Origin of the sequence: Neisseria wadsworthii 9715 (assembly GCF_000227765.1) — a bacterium.
Lineage (GTDB): Bacteria > Pseudomonadota > Gammaproteobacteria > Burkholderiales > Neisseriaceae > Neisseria > Neisseria wadsworthii.
The window spans coordinates 805433-823000 of sequence record NZ_JH165159.1; the positions used below are offsets into that span (position 1 = coordinate 805433).

Here is a 17568-nt window from a genome sequence, read left to right on the forward strand (position 1 = left end):
CATGCAAATTAAGTGGATTAACTATATTCAACGATGCGCGGCCAGAATTCGGGGCGGGTGCGGCTGAAGAAGGCTTTGGCATGGATTAAGGCTGAGGCAGAGCGCTTGCAGGTAGAGGCGGACGCCGAAGAGGCCGAAATCGAAAAAAAGCCGTAGCTTGGTATGAATGGCAGACAGGTAGACATGACACGCAAAAATCTAAAAACGTGTATGCCTACCTGAATATGGCGCAGCCGGAAAAGCCCGAGTATTCGTATTTGGCCGACTGGCTGGTTTTTGCTTATTTCCAAATAGGCAGGAGCCGCAGATACGAACAGGGCATTCCTCTGCCCTTATCCTTGCGCGATGTGAACGATTTTGCGGAATGCGAAACCGTGCCGGTAAGCAGAAAGCTGTTTAACCGCGTGATATTTGCCATTGACGATGTTGCGCTTAACGCCGCCCGGAAGAAAAGTTGACCGAAATATGCAATAAGCCCTTTTTGTTGTATGATGTGTTTTTTTGTCAACAAATGGATTAAAAATGAAAAGAATTGTTGTTTTGTCGGCTGCGCTGCTTTTGGCAGGGTGTTCGGAATCTGATACAAAAGAGAGCTTTTCAGATGAGAAAAAGGCAAGTCAAGAAACGGCAATTTCCAAAGCAAAAATAAGTCCTGATGCTTTGAGTGAATACCCTAAAAAGGGATTTCCTAAATTATGGAAAAAATGGGGGAAAGATGGAATTGCTCGTATCATAGAAAATGACAAGTTGGCGATTGAACAAGCCGCCAAGTTCGGTAAGTGCGACGTAGTAGAGGCAGCAGCGTATTCTGACAGAAGCGTTTACCCTAATAAAATCGTGAGTTTCGTCGATTGCGCCAACGGAGAGCGGTTTTATTACGAGGGAGGCGCAGATGAAAATCGTGCTGTCCCTCAATCTGCAAAAATGATTAGGGAAGTCGATGCAATGATGAAATGCCGAGAAATGGTCAAACCATTGCTAAAAAATTCTTCTTCATTTGATATGAATCTCAGCGACGGTAGATTTTTTGCAGATAGAACAAGCGGAAATGCATCATATGTTATGTCATTTTCGTCAAAGAATGATTTCGGGGCTGAGGTTGACAATGAGGTTAAATGCTCTTTCCCAGCTGATAACGCCCCTGAAATTGAAGTTATTAGATAAAATATTTGATATTTTATGCCTTGAATGTCAATTTTAAATCCCACCAATCGGTGGGATTTAATTTTTTCGAGTTTTTCAAAATGAGAAAATCTCACTTTGCTTTATGGCAGTGGGCAATGCGGTGCAGAGGATCACGAACACGGCGCGGTTGGTACGGAGATTACGCAGTTCGTACCAGGCAATCAGTGCGGTAATTAATGTGGCGGCTGGCCATTTGCCTGTTCAGTGCAGGGCAATGGCAAGATAAGTGGGCAGGCTGTCTCGGGTGTGATGATGAACGGTCAGCATCAGTGGCTGTTCAAAGGCAAAACGCTCATGTGCTAAGAGATGCTCGCCGATTTCTCCGGCAATCAGTAAGGGAATGAACGTGCCGGGAAAAAGTATCAACGGGCGGCAAGGTGAGGGAATGTATTTTTTCAGGCTCATGGAAATGGATGGTGTGTTTGGATGAGTCCAGTGTTGCTGAGTGGTTTAGTTATCGTTTCTTATGCGGCCATTTTATCGAATCGGCCTGAAATTAAGCCTGTCTGAAAATATTGGTTGTTTTCAGACAGGCATTATTTTTTGGTATCTTGCCCAAGGCATTTAGTTTAACAAGGGCTGCCCGGCTGCCATGCGCTCCCATTCCAAGCGGTAGGTAACCAGCTCTTCATAGTCGGGAATGTCGAGCGTGATGCCACGCTTTTGGGCTGCGTCCATTAAGTCGCCCAGAAGTTCGATGGGTTCTATTTCAAGGCCGTATAAACCGGCATCGAATTCCACGCCGGCCAAGCATTCGTCTTCATCCATATTAATCAGCCAGGTGCGCATGAATTCTGCCAGCGGCACGGCTTCAATCTGGTAAACGCTCCATTCTTCGCTTTGGCAGGCCTGTGCGGCTTCGGCTGACGACCAATAACACAAAACCGCAATCGGTTCGCCGTCGGCACCGTTGTATTCGGTGGAAGGGCATTCGGCCACGCCGTTTTCGTCGGCAAGCGTGTAAACGGTTTGGGTGTCGAGCAAAGTGTCGATAAAACGCTGGTATTCGGAATCTTCAAATGCTGTATACATAGCGGAACCTTTATTCTTCAGCTTCTTCGGCTAAGTTGTTTACGCCGCTGCTACCCGACATCACGGCTTTAATTTCTTGATACAAGGCGCGGAAGTTTTTCGGCGGTTTGCCCAGCTCTTTTTCTTTGCGTGTGTTGCGGATTAAAGTGCGCAAAGCGGCAACATCGGCATGCGGGTATTCGGATACAAACACGGTGAGAGCGTTATCGTTTTCCAGCAATCGCTCACGCATTTGCTCAATGCGCTGTAAAAAGGCATTGTGTGCGGTGTTTTCACCTTTGAGCTTGGCGAGAAATTCGCGTATCGGTGCAGGATCGGTTTCGCGCATCAGGCGGCCGATGTATTGGGTTTGGCGTTTGAGTGCGCCGTTGGAAGTGATTTTTTTGTATTCGCGCACCGCTTCGTACAAATCTTCGGGCAGGTCGATTTTTTTCAGGGTTTCGGCGGAAAGGCGGGTTAATTCCATGCCCAAATCCTGCAATTCGTCCATACGCTTTTTCATTTGCGTTTTGCTGATGCGCTCTTCTTGTTGTTCACTCATGTTTCATACTCGATTTAAGGATTTCCGCATTCTAACATAGCCATAGACTATTTCTTCAACGGCAGCTGCTGAAAAGGGTTAAAATAACCTTAGTTTTCAAATAGGAAAAAATATGTTTCACCACTCTTCAGAAGAAATGGGCCGTTTGTGTGCGCAGGTGCTGGATTTAGCCAAGCAGAAAGGGGCTACGGCGGCAGAGGCGGATTTGAGCGAATCGCTGGGGCAGAGCGTGCAGGTGCGTTTGCAGCAGATCGAACAGATTGAATATCAACAAGATAAATCGCTTGATCTTACAGTGTATGTGGGGCAGCGCAAGGGCCGTGCCAGTACTGCGGATTTTTCTCCAACTGCCCTGGCAGAAACCGTGCAGTCAGCCATTGATATTGCTAAATACACGGCAGAAGACGATTGCGCGGGTTTGGCTGATGCGGAATTGATAGCAAACCAGTTCGGTGATTTGGATAAATACCATGAGTGGAACTTGAGCAGTGAAGATGCGGTGGCACTGGCGATGCGTTGCGAAGCGGCGGCTTTAGATGCCGATAAGCGCATTCAGAATTCCGAAGGTGCGGGCGTGCAGACTTACCATTATCAGTTTGTGTACGGCAATACGCACGGCTTTTTGCAGCACCAGCGAGGCACGCGCCACAGTATTTCGTGCAGTGTGGTTGCTGCGGACGAGTCGGGTATGCAGCGTGATTATTGGTATGACACGGCGCGTTCGGCGGCGGGTTTGGCCGGTGTCGAATCAATCGGCGGCACCGCCGCAGAGCGCACCGTGCGCCGCTTGGGTGCAAAGAGTGTGCCGACCGGCAATTACCCCGTGTTGTTTGACACAACGATTGCCTCAAGCTTGATCGGGCATCTGGTCGGCGGTTTGAGCGGCGGTTCGCTTTACCGCCAAAGCAGCTTTTTAACCGACAGCCTGGGTAAACAGATTTTTTCCGATTTTATCAATTTGCGCGAAGAACCGCATATTCCGCAAGGATGGAGCAGCACTTATTTCGATGCCGACGGTGTGGCGACCAAGCCGCGTTTTGTGGTTGAGCAAGGTATGGTGCAAGGCTATTTTCTGAATAGTTATAGCGCGCGTAAGCTGGGTTTGCAAACCACGGCCAATGCCGGCGGCGCACACAACTTGATTCTGGCACCAACACATGCCGATCAGGCGGCGCTGTTGAAAGAAATGGGCACGGGGCTGTTGGTTACCGAGCTGATGGGGCAGGGCGTGAATATGCTGACCGGCGATTATTCGCGCGGTGCGGCAGGTTTTTGGGTGGAAAACGGCGTGATTGCTTATCCGGTGGAAGAAATCACCATCGCTTCGCGCTTGCAGGATATGTTTATGAACATTGTCGGCGTGGCTGATGATGCTTTGCGCCGCTCCAGCCATAAAGTGGGTTCGCTGTTGGTGGAAGAGATGACGGTAGCCGGGGCTTGAGTTTTGAACATGCTTGAAAAGCTGACGATGCCTGTCTGAAACAGTTTTCAGACAGGCATTATTTAAGTAAGCGTAACGTGATATTCGGGCCGGCTCTAAGTATCTTGAGCTTCAGTAACGTTGGAAGGTACTCGGGGCAAGCATGAGTATGATGGGTATAGTATTTTTATTATGGATTCAAATAGTGCATATGTACATAGCAAACACATGCTACTTACCGGCAAAGGAATTTTCACACAGACTACACTTGTTTATCTTCTAAATATTTAGCCCAATTATTATAGATTCTTTGGATGTAGTCTTCTTTACTTTGTAATAAGAATTCGTCTCCTCCATTATCATGTATAGACATATATCTAACAAATGATTCAATTTCCTCTGGGTAATCAAAATCTGCATAAATTTTTTCTACTTCCTCTAAAGGATCATCGAAACTATCTTTGGATTCATATACTTTTTTTAAAATGATATATAACCACTTTCCCTTATCATAATCGTCATAGTTAAAGTTTGGAGATAATCTTTCTAAGATGATACCTACTTTAAAAGCATTACATTTGGTTAAAAAAGCTAATTCGTCAATAAGGTCATTTTCAGGAAAATTCTTTAAGTTGGCTTTAGCAAAATTTACTATATCATGCCATCCTAGGTATTGATTATGATATCCAAACTTAATGTCATCCCAAGACAACCCAATTAAGTCGTTAGTTAAATAGTCCATTATAAAATTACCTCTTAGGTTTTTTATGGGATGCCTGTCTGAACACTTTTCAGACAGGCATTGTCAGCTTTTCAAGCATCTGCCATTCGGTTTGCGGAAAATGCGTGCGGATATAGTTTTGTAAAAAGCGCTCGGTTTCGGTGTTGATGGCCGGGTCGTATTCGGGGTGGCGGTTGTAGATAATCCGATGCAGGGGCAGGTTGCGTTGGGCGACGGCGTGTATGCTGAGCAGGGTGTGGTTGATGCTGCCCAGCTTGCCCGATGTAACCAGAACGATGGGGTAGCGGTGTTGGGCGGCGTAGTCGAGGATGGTGGTATCGCGGGTAAGCGGCACCATCAGGCCGCCTGCGCCTTCAAGCAATACGGTGTCATAGTGTTGCAACAAGGTGGCGGTGGCTTGCAGGATGCGGTTGGGGTCGATTACCGTGTTTTCTCGTTCGGCGGCCATATGCGGTGAGCATGGGTAGGGGAACACGTAGGGCGCGGTGGTGCCGTTTAAATCGTGTTCGGTTAGGGGCACGCCCTGCAATTTCCGGTGGGTAAGAATGTCTTGAGCGATTCCGGTATTGCCTGTCTGAACCATTTTTTGCGTGATTACGGAAAGGCCTTGTGCGGCAAGCTCTTGGGCGTAGCGGGCGGTGGCAACGGTTTTTCCGACGTCGGTATCGATGCCGCTGATAAGGAAAATGCGTTGGGTCATGGTGTGTTAAGCGGTTTTTGCGCCACAATGTAAAGCGGCGTGTAGGTGAGCGGGTAGCGGCCGTCAGTTGCGTAGCGGTTGCGGTATGCTTCGGCAAAATGCTGCATGCGGGATTTTGTCCACATTTGTTTTTGCGTCGCGGTTACGCCGGTGTATTTCAAATGCTGCAACACGGCCAGAGGGCTGTCGAAATGTAAAGTAAGGCTTTCGGATTCGGTATGGCAAACGTGAAAACCGCAGTTCAGCAGCAGTCGGCGCCATTCCTGTTCGGTTGGGTAATCCAAGCCAGCTCCGGTAAGGGATTTGATTTGAAAAAGGTTTTCGGGTGTGAACGTGCTGAAGGCGAGTATGCCGCCGGTGTTCAGACAGGCATTGAGTTTGCGAAGCAAAGCAGCAGGTTCGGCAAGCCATTGGAAAGTGGAAGAAGAGGTAATTAAATCGTATTGCGTGTTTAAAGCCAGCGTTTCGATATCGCCGCCTAAAAAACGGTGGGCGCTCACCCACGCTTCGCACGCCGTAGATAGATCGTTGACATGCCATTCTCGCACGGGCAGGTTGCTTTGCAGCAAGTCGGAATAAATGCCCGAGCCGCAGCCGATTTCCAGCGCACACGCCGCTTCGCCGGAGAACTGCTGCTTCAGCAGAGTAAGCAGCTTTCCGGCGATTTGGGTTTGTGCCGGCGCATTTTGCGCGTAAGAGGGCAGCGCGCGGGTAAAGCGGCGGGCGATATCTGTTTTACAGAGCATGGCAAAGAGTACGCAAAAATCAGGGATTGTAGCAGATTTGTATTTGTCGCAAGCCCGGGGCTTGGTAGAATTAGGAAAGCCGGCTTCAGACAGGCATTTCCATCGCCGCTTCAGGCGGATTTTCAGTTACAATCAAGCCCATGAACACATCAAAAAAAAATCTATTTCTTATCGGCCTGATGGGTGCGGGCAAAACCACAATAGGCAGGCGGCTATCCCAAGAATTGGGGCAGCCTTTTTACGATAGCGACCATGTTATCTGTGAAAAAACCGGTGTGTCTATTCCCACTATTTTCGAGTTGGAAGGAGAAGAAGGGTTCCGCACAAGGGAAGCTTGCGTAATCAACGAATTAACCGGCAAAAAAGGTATTATTCTGGCCACAGGCGGCGGCGCGGTGCTGCGTGAGGAAAACCGCCGCTGCCTGCAAGAGCGCGGATTGGTTGTTTATCTGCATGCCAGCCCGGAAGTTTTGCTCAAGCGCACCCGTTGCGATAAAAACCGCCCGCTGCTGCAAGTGGACAATCCCCTGGAAAAGCTGCAGGAGCTTTACGAAGCCCGTGATCCCGTTTACCGCGAAGCCGCAGCGGCTGTGGTGGAGGCAGGCGAAGGAAGTTGCCGCAAAACCATTGAAACCATATTGAACCTGATTCAAGAGTAACCCTACATGCAAACGCTCACAGTCAACACCCCGTCGCACAGTTATCCTATCTTTATAGGCAAAGATCTATTAAGCCAAATAGAAATATTGCGCCCTTATATCAAGCAAAAAGCCGCAGTTATTACCAATGAAACCATTGCGCCGCTTTATTTGGAAGCCATGCAAAAAGGTCTGGATAGTTTGGGTGTGGATCACTTTTCCATCATCCTGCCGGACGGTGAAGAACATAAAAACTGGCAGACGCTCAACCTGATTTTCGACGGTTTGCTCCAAAACAGGGCAGAGCGGCAAACCACGTTAATCGCATTGGGCGGAGGAGTAATCGGCGATATGGTCGGTTTTGCCGCTGCGGTGTACCAACGCGGCGCACCTTTTATCCAAGTGCCCACCACTTTGCTGAGTCAAGTGGACTCTTCTGTGGGCGGAAAAACGGCGGTTAATCACCCGTTGGGCAAAAATATGATCGGCGCATTTTACCAGCCGCAAGCCGTATTGGCCGATTTATCTACTTTGGCCACGTTGCCGCCGCGCGAATTTTCTGCAGGCATCGCCGAAGTGATTAAATATGCTTTGCTGGGAGATGCCGATTTTCTCGTTTGGCTGGAAAACAATATCGACGATTTGATGCGGCAAAAAGAAGAGGCGTTAAGTTATGCCGTTTACCATTGCTGCAAGATGAAAGCCCAAATCGTGGCGGCTGACGAAAAAGAGCAAGGTATACGCGCATGGCTTAATCTCGGCCACACATTCGGCCATGCCATTGAAGCGGAAATGGGGTATGGCGTATGGCTGCACGGAGAAGCCGTTGCCGTAGGTACTGTGCTGGCATGCCGTTTGTCGCAGGAGCTGGGCAAATTGACTGAAGCAGATACTCAGCGTGTTATCCGTTTGCTTGCAAAAGCAGGGCTGCCCACCGAAGCGCCGGAATTTAGTTTCGAGCGCTGGATCGAACATATGCAGCACGATAAAAAAGTCAGCGGCGGAACCATGCGTTTTATCAGTTTGAACCGATTGGGCGAGGCCTGTATTACTCCGATCAACGATATGGAAATCTTGCGCCGTGTGCTGGGCGGTTGATGTTGCTTGAAATCAGTGTAAATCCGACACTTATACATCTTGGCAAGCTGGAAAAATGAAACTGATACAACAAACACTTGCATTAAAACGCCAAACTATCCTAAAATTAGCGGTTTCCCATATATTCTATTTTTCTCCAAGGAATTTTTAAACATGGTAGTTATCCGTTTAGCCCGTGGCGGCTCTAAAAAACGCCCTTTTTACAGCATTATCGTAGCAGACAGCCGCAGCCGTCGCGACGGCCGTTTCATTGAACGCGTTGGTTTCTATAACCCTGTTGCCAATGAAAAACAAGAGCGTGTTCGTTTGAATGCTGAGCGTTTGAATCACTGGGTAAGCCAAGGCGCGCAAGTGAGCGAAGCAGTAGCCAAATTGGTTAAAGAACAAAAAGCTGCCGCTTAAGTTTCAATAAAGCAAATACACCATGAACGATTCTCGGCAATGGGTAGCTATGGGCTACATTAAAGGTGCGTTCGGTATTAAAGGCTGGGTTAAAGTAGCTGCCAATACCGAATATCCTGATAGCCTGTTGGATTATGCCGAGTGGCGCTTGGTTAAAGACGGCCAAATCAATAATGTTGCCGTAGAAAGCGGAAAGCTGGTCGGCGGCGAGCTTCAAGTGAAATTTGAAGGAGTTGACGACCGCGACATCGCACATGCCCTTCGCGGCTATACGATTGAAATTCCCCGCGAAGAATTTGCTCCGGTTGAAGAAGATGAATACTACTGGGCTGATTTGGTGGGTATGGAAGTATTCAACCGTGACGGCGTTTCATTAGGCAAAGTTGAAAACCTGATGGAAACAGGTGCACATGATGTTTTGATGGTTAACGGCAGTCACGGAAAGAAGCTGATACCGTTTGTGTCGCACTATATCGACCGCGTTGATTTCGAAACACAATCCATTACGGTAGATTGGGGCTTGGATTATTAATGAAAATCCAAGCCATTACCCTGTTTCCGGAGATGTTTGAGAGCATCACGCAATACGGCGTAACTTCCCGCGCCCTTAAGCAGGGATTGTGGCAGTTTGATAGCATTAACCCGCGCCGGTTTGCCGATAACAAACTGGGTTATATCGATGACCGTCCTTTTGGCGGCGGGCCTGGAATGATTATGATGGCGCCGCCATTGCAGGCAGCTATTGATGCGGCAAAGGAAAATCTTGCCGGTAATCAGACTGTTGTGATTTATTTAAGCCCGCAAGGTATGCCGCTGACGCATCAAAAAGTGGCAGAATTCGCTCAGATGAGCGATTTGATTTTGCTTTGTGGGCGTTATGAAGGTGTGGATGAACGCATATTATCGACAAGCGTCGATCAAGAAATCAGCATAGGTGATTTTGTAGTGTCAGGCGGCGAGTTGCCGGCCATGATGCTGATGGACGCGGTGCTGCGCCTGATACCCGGCGTGTTGGGCGACAGTCAGTCGGCGGAGCAGGATTCTTTTGCAGATGGTCTGTTGGACTGCCCGCACTACACACGCCCTTTGGAATTTCGAGGTATGGCTATTCCTGAAGTGTTACGCTCGGGAAACCATGGTTTGATAGCGAAGTGGCGGTTAAAACAATCGCTGCAACGTACTTTACTGCGCCGACCGGATTTGCTGGAAAAGCGCAATTTAATCCCAGAGGAAATCCGACTCTTACAGGAAATTGAAGAAGAGCAACGGACAATCCAATCATAATTAAGGAAATGAAATGAACCTGATTGAACAATTAGAGCAAGAAGAAATTGCTCGTTTAAACAAAGATATCCCTGAGTTTGCTCCGGGTGACACCGTTGTGGTATGGGCGCGCGTGGTAGAGGGTAACCGTACCCGTTTGCAAGCTTATGAAGGTGTGGTGATTTCACGCCGCAACCGTGGTTTAAACAGCAACTTCATCGTGCGTAAAATTTCCAGCGGTGAAGGTGTGGAGCGTACTTTCCCACTGTATTCTCCGCGTCTTGAGAAAATCGAAGTGAAACGCCGTGGTGATGTGCGCCGTGCTAAGCTGTACTATCTGCGTGGCTTGACTGGTAAAGCGGCACGTATTAAAGAAAAATTACCTGCGCGTAAAGGCTAAAATCAAATATTGCCTTAGGATAAATATAAAACCTCTTAAGCGAAACCGGCTTTATCAAGCTGGTGGCTTGAGAGGTTTTTTTGTTTTAAGTTGGGTGTTTTGAGATTGTGTTTATATAATTAAAACGCTTACATAGTAATAGTTCCGTTATGATGGATGGGGTTTGAGCCTAGGTATGGCCGGATTATAGTAATGCCTGTTTGAAAAGTCTTGTGGACCTGTTTTCAGACAACCTTTGTGTATGGTTACGGTGATGACTCAACGATAAAACATTGCTGATATCTAATGGCTTCAGTTATTATCAAGTTACTTCGGTATTGAATAAGGATTAAATATGAATAATATCAAAGTGGCAGCCATTCAAATGGTTTCTTCTACACATCCGGATGAAAACCTTGAAACTATGAAAAATTTGGTGCGGAGCGCTGCCAAATTGCAAGCGGACTGGGTGTTGTTGCCGGAGTATTGGCCGCTTATGGGTAAACAGGATGCTGATAAGTTAACGGTGGCGGAGCCTTTAGGTTGCGGGCCGTTTCAGCAGGCTTTGAGTGAGTTGGCGCATGAGTGTGGTGTGGTTTTATTTGGTGGTACGGTGCCTTTGAAGAGCCGTGAGTTGGATAAGGTTTTAAATACCATGTTGGTGTTTGATGCGGATGGCGGGCGCTTGAGCTGCTACGACAAAATGCATTTGTTCGGTTATTCGGGGTTGGGCGAGCGTTATGCCGAAGCTGATACGATTTTGGCAGGCCAGTCGGTGCCCAGCTTGCGGGTTGACGGCTGGGGTGTAGCTCAGGGGGTATGTTATGACATTCGATTCCCTGAGTTTTTTCGTGCGCAATTGCCTTTTGATGTGTTGATGCTGCCGGCTGCGTTTACTTATACAACCGGTTTGGCTCATTGGGAATTGTTGCTGCGCGCACGAGCCGTGGAAAACCAGTGTTATGTTGTGGCGGCTGCTCAAGGTGGTTTTCATGAGAATGGGAGGAAAACGTTTGGTCATACGATGATTGTTGACCCTTGGGGTGAGGTGTTAAATGTCTTGGGCGAAGGTGAGGGCATTGTTACGGCAGAGTTGGATGTGGCGCGATTAAAGAGTGTCCGCGCGCGTTTGCCGGCTTTATCGCACAAGATGCTTTAAGCTGTTGTTGATCAAATGCCTGTCTGAAACATTTCATTTCAGACAGGCATTTGGTTTATGGGCTGGATAATGCAACCGGTATGCTCATGGGTGCTTGATGGCGGGTGTAATAGAGGGGGAAGGTAATGTGGTGTGTTTCCGTATCCCACCGTAGCTGTCGGGACGGGCTGCTATGGCGGGCTAAAATGGAATTGAATGCAGCTTGCCTTTGGTGCGCCGGCAACCGGTACAAATCCAAGCCGGCCTGGAAAGCACGCAATAGCATTTGGGTATCTTGCAGGCGGTTTTGATAGTCGGAAAAATCAACAAGGGCTGAGCCGAAGAAACGGCAGCCGAGTACATTGCTTTTGCATGACCAGCTATGATAGCTGATTGCTTCAGGCATTGAGACGGGGCCGGTGTCTTGCTTCAAAGACTGCAAAGCAGATGAGCGGCAGAAAGGTGCGTAGGATGTGGCAAGAATGGCTTCATTGTGTTCCGTGTTGAACACCGGCAACGTCATGGCTTGGAGAGCCAACGGCCAAAAGGGTTCGTTATCGTCAAGCAGCAGAAACCATGAGTTCTTTGGTTTGGTAATAAGCTCAAGGCGGATATTGAAAGAGGAATTTGCTCCTATTTGCCGATTCAGGTTGCGGATCGAACGGAATTCTTTTTTTATTGAACCGCAAATGTTATGTTCGTTTTGTGTGAACGGCATGAGCGCTTGAGTGCATGTTTCGGGCAGGTGCGTTGCCCATTCGGGCTTCTCCGAAAGCATGTGCGCAACCAAACGGGTGTTACCGGAAACTAAAACATCGCCCATCATGGCGTAGATGAGTTCTTGTTGCTTCTGGATCAAGGTTTTGCCTAATTTGATTTGGCGGCAGGCGCGTTGCAGAGCCTGTTTGGGTTGGTTGTCTGCCCATTCTACGGCAGCAGCGGCGCGTCCGTAGGAAAGTAGGTTGAGTTGGGGCAGGCGCTGTTTGAACGGGGATAAACCATCGCCGGGCGGATGGTCGAGATACAGATTTTCATAATCTGCAAGCGCGTCGATATTGCGGATAAGGTCGCGGTATCGATAAAGAGCTTGCTTGTATTCGGGAAGCTTGGCTTTGATTTCAGACAGGCATTCGGCTGCGTTAGGAGCGCAGCGCATTTCTTCATTTTGGGGCAGGAGCAGTGCCAATGCCTGTAATTCTTGCGGTATTTCAGCGTCGGTATTGTGCAGGGCTTCTTGGTATTTTTTCATTAAGCCGGTGCGTTCGGCTTCGGAGCCCGTTTGGTAGGGCAAGAGCCATAATGCGGCGTAGCCGTTATTCGGATGTTTGGATGGTTCCGTGTTTTCCGAAGCCAGAAGTTGCAGATCGGCTTGTGCGGCTTGGATCTCGCGGTGTTTGAGATAGGCGGGCAGTAGATAGAAAATGCCGGCAATAAGGGAAATAACGGTAAGGGTAATGAGTATGCGGATTCGTTTCATGATGTGGAAATACAGTCAATCAATTTAACTTTTACTGCGGTGTTGTTGCAGTTTGACTGACTGTGGATAAATATTATGGATATAAATGTTATGGGCGGATTTTATCCGAAAGCCGGCGGTTTGCACGAACTATAGACAAAGTGTGCGGTTTTTCGCCGCAGCGGATCAGCCGGTAAGCTTTATCTACTATCGCTGTATTGTGGCTTGGAACATGCCTGTCTGAAAATTTTCAGACAGGCATTGGTTTGGGTTCTACATTGAATGAAAACGTGTTTTTTAGTACAATCGCGCATCTTTAATGTGATGCAGGTGCGGTAAATCCGCTGCCTGATTAAGCTGTGAAACCTAATCATTCGACAGCCTTGCCGAATATCCCGGCCTTGTGCTCGTGCTGTGATTAGGTTTTTTCGCTAGACGCTGTTTTGAGAATAAAAAATGTCGAATATTCCTTCAGAAGTGCGCCGCCGCCGCACGTTTGCCATTATTTCCCACCCGGATGCGGGTAAAACCACCTTGACCGAAAAGCTGCTGCTGTTTTCAGGGGCCATTCAAAGCGCCGGTACGGTGAAAGGCAAGAAAACCGGTAAGTTTGCCACTTCCGACTGGATGGAAATCGAGAAGCAGCGCGGTATTTCGGTGGCGTCTTCAGTGATGCAGTTTGAATATAAAGACCATACCGTAAACCTGCTCGACACCCCCGGCCACCAAGATTTCTCGGAAGACACTTACCGCGTGCTCACCGCTGTTGACAGCGCGTTGATGGTGATTGATGCGGCCAAAGGTGTGGAAGCGCAAACCATCAAGCTTTTGAACGTCTGCCGCCTGCGCAATACGCCGATTGTTACCTTCATGAACAAATACGACCGTGAAGTGCGCGATTCGCTTGAGCTTTTGGATGAAGTGGAGAGCATCCTGAAAATCCGCTGCGCGCCGGTAACCTGGCCGATAGGTATGGGTAAAAATTTCAAGGGTGTGTACCACATTCTGAATGACGAAGTGTATTTGTTTGATGCGGGCGGGGAAAAGCTGCCGCATGAATTCGAGATTATCGAAGGCATTGATAACCCGCGCTTGGATGAGCTGTTTCCGTTGGAAATGGAAAACCTGCGTGCCGAGATCGAATTGGTTCAGGCTGCATCAAACGAATTTAACCTTGAAGAATTTTTGGCCGGCGAGTTGACCCCCGTGTTTTTCGGTTCGGCCATCAATAATTTCGGTATTCAGGAAATTCTCAATTCGCTGATTGATTGGGCACCTGCGCCGAAAGGCAGGGATGCTACTGTGCGTGTGGTTGAGCCGTCTGAAGAAAAGTTTTCCGGTTTCGTGTTTAAAATCCAAGCCAATATGGATCCGAAACACCGCGACCGTATTGCCTTTTTACGCGTGTGCTCCGGCAAATTCGAGCGCGGCATGAAAATGAAACATCTGCGTATCAACCGGGATATTGCCGCTTCCAGCGTGGTTACGTTTATGTCGCACGACCGTGAGTTGGTGGAAGAAGCCTATGCCGGCGACATCATCGGCATTCCCAACCACGGCAATATTCAAATCGGCGACAGCTTTTCCGAGGGCGAACAGTTGGCATTTACCGGTATTCCGTTTTTTGCGCCGGAGCTGTTTCGCAGTGTGCGTATTAAAAACCCGCTGAAAATCAAACAACTGCAAAAAGGCTTGCAGCAGCTTGGAGAAGAGGGCGCGGTGCAGGTGTTTAAACCGCATTCCGGCGGTGATTTGATTCTGGGTGCGGTGGGTGTGTTGCAGTTTGAAGTGGTTACATCACGTTTGGCTGCCGAATACGGTGTGGAAGCGGTGTTTGATAATGTCGGCATTTGGTCGGCGCGCTGGGTGTCTTGCGACGACAAGAAAAAGTTGGCCGAGTTTGAAAAAGTGAATGCTGTTAATTTGTCAATCGATGCCGGCGGTAATCTGGCCTACCTCGCACCTAATCGCGTAAATTTGAATTTAACGCAGGAGCGTTGGCCGGATATCGTGTTCCATGAAACCCGTGAACACGCGGTTAATTTAAACGGGTAAAAGCGGTTTAAGCAATAATATTTAATGCCTGTCTGAAGTTTATTCAGACAGGCATTTTATTGGTTAAAATCTTTTGAATGGCGCTTGTCAAGTTATGATAAGTTAAACCAATCAAGAGTGTTGTGAAAAAGTTGAAAAAATCAAATAATCGGGTGTTATTTTGGATAAGCGTTAATTTAAATGATAAATAGATAATTTTGTTATAAATCATGGCGATATGGTTTCGAATGTCTATAGTAAAGCAAGTTGTTTGATTTATTACAAGGAAAATGTTAAAAAAAAGATTGGAAAATACCGATTGTCTGATTAGAATGCCATTTATCTTTAGTTACATTATGTTTAAGCACTGGTAAATATTTTCAGGCAACTTTCAATCATGAAAACCATTTCTATCGATTTCCAACCGCAGCGCAGCTTTCTTGGGCATTCCAGAAGAGCTGCTGTTGCTCATATGGGAGAAATGGTTGCCGAATTGAATAAAAATGCCTTGTTTGCGGAGCAACGTATATTAGTGAGAAGCCAGCCTGATTTTTCTTTGAACCATGTTGAAGAACAGCGTAAATCACCTTTTGCCAGTGCAGGTTTCGTGGATGTGATTAATGCGATGGAAGGCAGTGAGCTGTTACAGGGCATGCCGTCTGAAAGCCGTTACCATAAGATTTTCTCAGTTAATTGCACGAATGATGCACATCAAAGCCTTTGCTTTCATGATAAGGAAGAGTTGAAAAGCACCGGTCTGATTGAGTGGTTGCTGGAACAAGAGGCCTCTACACTGATTATCGGCGGCACAGCAACAGACCGCAGCTTGAAAGAAACTGTGAAGCAGCTGCGCTTTTTTGGTAACTGGGATATTGTTGTAAATCTGGCTGCTTGTCGTGGGTTTGATGCGGAAGATACATTGTGTGCCATCAATGAAATGCGCAGGGTGGGTGTGCGCACCATCACCAACTCTATGGAGTTGCTCAGCAAGCTGATGCCTGAGGGATCAAAATCCGAGGAGTTTGCTAAAATCAATCATGCGTTGAAATTTGCCAGAATCTGATTACTTATCTATAGTAATTTGAATATGCCTGTCTGAAAAGTTTAAATGATTCAGACAGGCATATTTATTATGATGATGTTTTTGGAAAAAGTGTACTGCCAGCTTTCTTCGTTATAGATATAGTTCTATAATAACCAAGTCAGTGGTCGCATGATGGAAATTTATTAATAAAAAATTTCTTTTGTTGCTGATTTGAATTAAAAATTAATAATAAACATTAGATTATAATCATTTCATTATAAATTTAATATTTTAAGGAACACAGTATGTCTGAGCAAGCTAACCAACAGCCGGACAAGCCGAAACCAACTTCATCCAAACAAGCCGGAAAAGAGCAGGTCATTAATCTTTATCAGGGTAGCAAGCGAATCCATCCTAAATTAGCGAAAGGCCGTTTCGCTAATTGGCGCGTGGTTGCAATTTTTGCAACACAGTTTGTGTTTTATGTTTTGCCCTGGCTTAACTTCAATGGTCGGCAAGCGGTATTGTTTGATATTCCCGACAGGCATTTTTATATTTTCGGTTTGTCTTTAGGAACCGGCGATTTAATTTATCTTTCAGGCCTTTTGATCGTGTCGGCATTCGGTCTGTTTTGGTGGACAACCATTGCAGGACGGTTGTGGTGCGGCTATGCTTGCCCGCAAACGGTTTATACCGAAGTGATGTTGTGGATAGACCATTTGGTTGAGGGCGACCGTAATAAACGTTTGAAGCTGGAAAAATCGCCTTGGAATTTCACAAAAATCCGTATTAAAGCTACCAAATACCTGCTGATTTTCGCCGTGTGTGCATGGACGGGTATTTCATTTGCGGGTTGGTTTACGCCGATACGCGAATTTGTGCCGAATATTTTCAACGGCACGGCTAACGCCGCGCCCATGATTGCGGCCGCATTTTACGGCTTCATGACTTGGCTGATGGCGCATATGATGCGGGAACAAGTGTGTAAATATATGTGTCCGTATGCACGTTTCCAGAGCGCCATGTTCGACCCGGATACTTTGATTATTTCTTACGATGAAGAGCGCGGCGAACCGCGTGGCGCACGTAAGAAAAACATGAGCAAAGAAGAAAGCGGCTTGGGCGATTGCATCAATTGCACCATGTGTGTGCAGGTTTGCCCGGTTGGCATCGATATCCGGGATGGCTTGCAGTATGAATGTATCGGTTGTGCGGCGTGTATTGATGCGTGCGATGAGATTATGGATAAAATGAATTATCCGCGCGGCCTAATTCGATATACTACTGAAGCTGCACTCAAGCACCAATATCCTGAAGCGCAAATCAAAAAGCGCCTGCTCAGGCCTCGAGTGGTGGGGTATGGTTTGTTTTTATTGGCGGCAGTGTCGGCATTGCTGTTTGGTCTGTCTACACGTGACAGCCTGAAAGTCGACATCATTAAAGACCGGGGTGTGATGGTTCGTGAAAATAAACAAGGCCGTTTGGAAAATGCGTATAATCTGAGGGTTGTGAATTATGGCGAAGAAGAACAGATAGTCACGGCAACGGTAAAAGGCTTTGACGATATCGTGTTGACTGGTTTGCCGGAAGAAGGCTTGCGCGTACCGCCAAGTGAAACGCTGACTGTGCCGGTGCAGGTTGCTACTTACCCGGAATATGCCGATAAAGGTACGCACCCGATTGAATTCACTTTCAAATATAGAAAAGCGGCAGAAACACCTGAAGTAGCCGCGGAGTTGATAGAAAAATCCTCATTTGTCGGAGAATAAA

At 47.4% G+C, this 17568-nt stretch carries 21 protein-coding genes; 14 read left to right on the forward strand and 7 right to left on the reverse strand.

Annotated features, from left to right (window positions below):
- Positions 1-33 precede the first annotated feature (33 nt).
- The 3 genes from HMPREF9370_RS12445 to HMPREF9370_RS03580 all read left to right on the forward strand — a co-directional run bounded on the left by HMPREF9370_RS12445 (position 34) and on the right by HMPREF9370_RS03580 (position 1164).
- Positions 34-156, forward strand: a complete 123-nt coding sequence (locus tag HMPREF9370_RS12445) for a hypothetical protein (RefSeq protein ID WP_009115952.1) — start codon at positions 34-36, stop codon at positions 154-156.
- A gap of 50 nt (positions 157-206) precedes the next feature.
- Positions 207-458 carry a hypothetical protein gene (locus tag HMPREF9370_RS03575; protein ID WP_218915446.1) on the forward strand — a complete coding sequence of 84 codons (252 nt, stop codon included), beginning with the start codon at positions 207-209 and terminating at the stop codon, positions 456-458.
- A 64-nt stretch (positions 459-522) separates the two neighbouring features.
- A complete protein-coding gene (locus HMPREF9370_RS03580) occupies positions 523-1164 on the forward strand; it encodes a hypothetical protein (protein WP_009115954.1) in 642 nt (213 codons plus the stop codon).
- A 222-nt stretch (positions 1165-1386) separates the two neighbouring features.
- On the opposite strand, the gene HMPREF9370_RS03585 is transcribed toward HMPREF9370_RS03580, so the two are convergent.
- The 3 genes from HMPREF9370_RS03585 to yjgA all read right to left on the reverse strand — a co-directional run bounded on the left by HMPREF9370_RS03585 (position 1387) and on the right by yjgA (position 2758).
- Entirely contained in the window at positions 1387-1590 is a 204-nt protein-coding gene (locus HMPREF9370_RS03585; protein WP_009115955.1) for a hypothetical protein, read from the reverse strand.
- Between the two features lie 159 nt (positions 1591-1749).
- Positions 1750-2217 carry a DUF2750 domain-containing protein gene (locus HMPREF9370_RS03590; RefSeq protein WP_009115956.1) on the reverse strand — a complete coding sequence of 156 codons (468 nt, stop codon included), beginning with the start codon at positions 2215-2217 and terminating at the stop codon, positions 1750-1752.
- Between the two features lie 10 nt (positions 2218-2227).
- Complete coding sequence (gene yjgA / locus HMPREF9370_RS03595) at positions 2228-2758, reverse strand: ribosome biogenesis factor YjgA (RefSeq protein ID WP_009115957.1); 531 nt, start codon at positions 2756-2758, stop codon at positions 2228-2230.
- A gap of 112 nt (positions 2759-2870) precedes the next feature.
- Here yjgA and pmbA point away from each other — a divergent pair, with 112 nt between their 5' ends.
- On the forward strand, positions 2871-4199 hold the full coding sequence (gene pmbA, locus HMPREF9370_RS03600; RefSeq protein ID WP_009115958.1) for a metalloprotease PmbA: 1329 nt from the start codon (positions 2871-2873) through the stop codon (positions 4197-4199).
- 241 nt (positions 4200-4440) lie between these two features.
- Here the strand turns inward: pmbA and HMPREF9370_RS03605 are convergent, their stop codons facing one another.
- The 3 genes from HMPREF9370_RS03605 to bioC are packed head-to-tail and all read right to left on the reverse strand — an operon-like array spanning position 4441 to position 6366.
- Positions 4441-4920 (reverse strand): DUF2247 family protein, encoded by a 480-nt coding sequence (locus HMPREF9370_RS03605; protein WP_009115959.1) that lies wholly within the window; start codon positions 4918-4920, stop codon positions 4441-4443.
- A 49-nt stretch (positions 4921-4969) separates the two neighbouring features.
- Complete coding sequence (bioD, locus tag HMPREF9370_RS03610; RefSeq protein WP_009115960.1) at positions 4970-5620, reverse strand: dethiobiotin synthase; 651 nt, start codon at positions 5618-5620, stop codon at positions 4970-4972.
- A complete protein-coding gene (bioC, locus tag HMPREF9370_RS03615; RefSeq protein ID WP_009115961.1) occupies positions 5617-6366 on the reverse strand; it encodes a malonyl-ACP O-methyltransferase BioC in 750 nt (249 codons plus the stop codon). Before bioC ends, bioD begins: the two co-directional genes overlap by 4 nt.
- 140 nt (positions 6367-6506) lie before the next feature.
- Between bioC and HMPREF9370_RS03620 the strand changes: the two genes are divergently transcribed.
- The 7 genes from HMPREF9370_RS03620 to HMPREF9370_RS03650 all read left to right on the forward strand — a co-directional run bounded on the left by HMPREF9370_RS03620 (position 6507) and on the right by HMPREF9370_RS03650 (position 11305).
- Positions 6507-7025, forward strand: a complete 519-nt coding sequence (locus HMPREF9370_RS03620; protein ID WP_009115962.1) for a shikimate kinase — start codon at positions 6507-6509, stop codon at positions 7023-7025.
- Between the two features lie 6 nt (positions 7026-7031).
- Positions 7032-8102: a 3-dehydroquinate synthase gene (gene aroB, locus HMPREF9370_RS03625; RefSeq protein ID WP_009115963.1), complete on the forward strand. Its 1071-nt coding sequence runs from the start codon at positions 7032-7034 to the stop codon at positions 8100-8102.
- 153 nt (positions 8103-8255) lie between these two features.
- Positions 8256-8504 (forward strand): 30S ribosomal protein S16, encoded by a 249-nt coding sequence (gene rpsP, locus HMPREF9370_RS03630; protein WP_009115964.1) that lies wholly within the window; start codon positions 8256-8258, stop codon positions 8502-8504.
- A 22-nt stretch (positions 8505-8526) separates the two neighbouring features.
- Positions 8527-9036 carry a ribosome maturation factor RimM gene (gene rimM / locus HMPREF9370_RS03635; protein WP_009115965.1) on the forward strand — a complete coding sequence of 170 codons (510 nt, stop codon included), beginning with the start codon at positions 8527-8529 and terminating at the stop codon, positions 9034-9036.
- Positions 9036-9788, forward strand: coding sequence for a tRNA (guanosine(37)-N1)-methyltransferase TrmD (gene trmD, locus HMPREF9370_RS03640; RefSeq protein WP_009115966.1), 753 nt, complete (start codon positions 9036-9038; stop codon positions 9786-9788). Before rimM ends, trmD begins: the two co-directional genes overlap by 1 nt.
- A 13-nt stretch (positions 9789-9801) precedes the next feature.
- Positions 9802-10167 (forward strand): 50S ribosomal protein L19, encoded by a 366-nt coding sequence (gene rplS, locus HMPREF9370_RS03645; RefSeq protein ID WP_009115967.1) that lies wholly within the window; start codon positions 9802-9804, stop codon positions 10165-10167.
- A gap of 334 nt (positions 10168-10501) precedes the next feature.
- Positions 10502-11305 carry a carbon-nitrogen hydrolase family protein gene (locus HMPREF9370_RS03650; RefSeq protein WP_009115968.1) on the forward strand — a complete coding sequence of 268 codons (804 nt, stop codon included), beginning with the start codon at positions 10502-10504 and terminating at the stop codon, positions 11303-11305.
- Between the two features lie 55 nt (positions 11306-11360).
- Here the strand turns inward: HMPREF9370_RS03650 and HMPREF9370_RS03655 are convergent, their stop codons facing one another.
- Entirely contained in the window at positions 11361-12761 is a 1401-nt protein-coding gene (locus tag HMPREF9370_RS03655) for a hypothetical protein (protein WP_009115969.1), read from the reverse strand.
- A gap of 435 nt (positions 12762-13196) precedes the next feature.
- Here HMPREF9370_RS03655 and HMPREF9370_RS03660 point away from each other — a divergent pair, with 435 nt between their 5' ends.
- The 3 genes from HMPREF9370_RS03660 to ccoG all read left to right on the forward strand — a co-directional run bounded on the left by HMPREF9370_RS03660 (position 13197) and on the right by ccoG (position 17567).
- Positions 13197-14795 (forward strand): peptide chain release factor 3, encoded by a 1599-nt coding sequence (locus HMPREF9370_RS03660; protein ID WP_009115970.1) that lies wholly within the window; start codon positions 13197-13199, stop codon positions 14793-14795.
- A gap of 376 nt (positions 14796-15171) precedes the next feature.
- Positions 15172-15837, forward strand: a complete 666-nt coding sequence (locus tag HMPREF9370_RS11590; protein WP_009115972.1) for a cysteine hydrolase family protein — start codon at positions 15172-15174, stop codon at positions 15835-15837.
- A gap of 266 nt (positions 15838-16103) precedes the next feature.
- Positions 16104-17567, forward strand: a complete 1464-nt coding sequence (gene ccoG / locus HMPREF9370_RS03670) for a cytochrome c oxidase accessory protein CcoG (RefSeq protein WP_009115973.1) — start codon at positions 16104-16106, stop codon at positions 17565-17567.
- Position 17568 lies beyond the last annotated feature (1 nt).

Bases quoted from the DNA above. Each gene is read 5' to 3' on its own strand.
- bioD (WP_009115960.1), bottom strand. From the start codon at position 5,620: ATGACCCAACGCATTTTCCTTATCAGCGGCATCGATACCGACGTCGGA.
- HMPREF9370_RS03660 (WP_009115970.1), top strand. From the start codon at position 13,197: ATGTCGAATATTCCTTCAGAAGTGCGCCGCCGCCGCACGTTTGCCATT.
- HMPREF9370_RS03605 (WP_009115959.1), bottom strand. From the start codon at position 4,920: ATGGACTATTTAACTAACGACTTAATTGGGTTGTCTTGGGATGACATT.
- rimM (WP_009115965.1), top strand. From the start codon at position 8,527: ATGAACGATTCTCGGCAATGGGTAGCTATGGGCTACATTAAAGGTGCG.
- HMPREF9370_RS03620 (WP_009115962.1), top strand. From the start codon at position 6,507: ATGAACACATCAAAAAAAAATCTATTTCTTATCGGCCTGATGGGTGCG.
- yjgA (WP_009115957.1), bottom strand. From the start codon at position 2,758: ATGAGTGAACAACAAGAAGAGCGCATCAGCAAAACGCAAATGAAAAAG.
- HMPREF9370_RS03580 (WP_009115954.1), top strand. From the start codon at position 523: ATGAAAAGAATTGTTGTTTTGTCGGCTGCGCTGCTTTTGGCAGGGTGT.
- HMPREF9370_RS03590 (WP_009115956.1), bottom strand. From the start codon at position 2,217: ATGTATACAGCATTTGAAGATTCCGAATACCAGCGTTTTATCGACACT.
- HMPREF9370_RS03650 (WP_009115968.1), top strand. From the start codon at position 10,502: ATGAATAATATCAAAGTGGCAGCCATTCAAATGGTTTCTTCTACACAT.
- HMPREF9370_RS12445 (WP_009115952.1), top strand. From the start codon at position 34: ATGCGCGGCCAGAATTCGGGGCGGGTGCGGCTGAAGAAGGCTTTGGCA.
- rplS (WP_009115967.1), top strand. From the start codon at position 9,802: ATGAACCTGATTGAACAATTAGAGCAAGAAGAAATTGCTCGTTTAAAC.
- HMPREF9370_RS11590 (WP_009115972.1), top strand. From the start codon at position 15,172: ATGAAAACCATTTCTATCGATTTCCAACCGCAGCGCAGCTTTCTTGGG.
- bioC (WP_009115961.1), bottom strand. From the start codon at position 6,366: ATGCTCTGTAAAACAGATATCGCCCGCCGCTTTACCCGCGCGCTGCCC.
- ccoG (WP_009115973.1), top strand. From the start codon at position 16,104: ATGTCTGAGCAAGCTAACCAACAGCCGGACAAGCCGAAACCAACTTCA.
- aroB (WP_009115963.1), top strand. From the start codon at position 7,032: ATGCAAACGCTCACAGTCAACACCCCGTCGCACAGTTATCCTATCTTT.
- HMPREF9370_RS03655 (WP_009115969.1), bottom strand. From the start codon at position 12,761: ATGAAACGAATCCGCATACTCATTACCCTTACCGTTATTTCCCTTATT.
- HMPREF9370_RS03585 (WP_009115955.1), bottom strand. From the start codon at position 1,590: ATGAGCCTGAAAAAATACATTCCCTCACCTTGCCGCCCGTTGATACTT.
- trmD (WP_009115966.1), top strand. From the start codon at position 9,036: ATGAAAATCCAAGCCATTACCCTGTTTCCGGAGATGTTTGAGAGCATC.
- pmbA (WP_009115958.1), top strand. From the start codon at position 2,871: ATGTTTCACCACTCTTCAGAAGAAATGGGCCGTTTGTGTGCGCAGGTG.
- rpsP (WP_009115964.1), top strand. From the start codon at position 8,256: ATGGTAGTTATCCGTTTAGCCCGTGGCGGCTCTAAAAAACGCCCTTTT.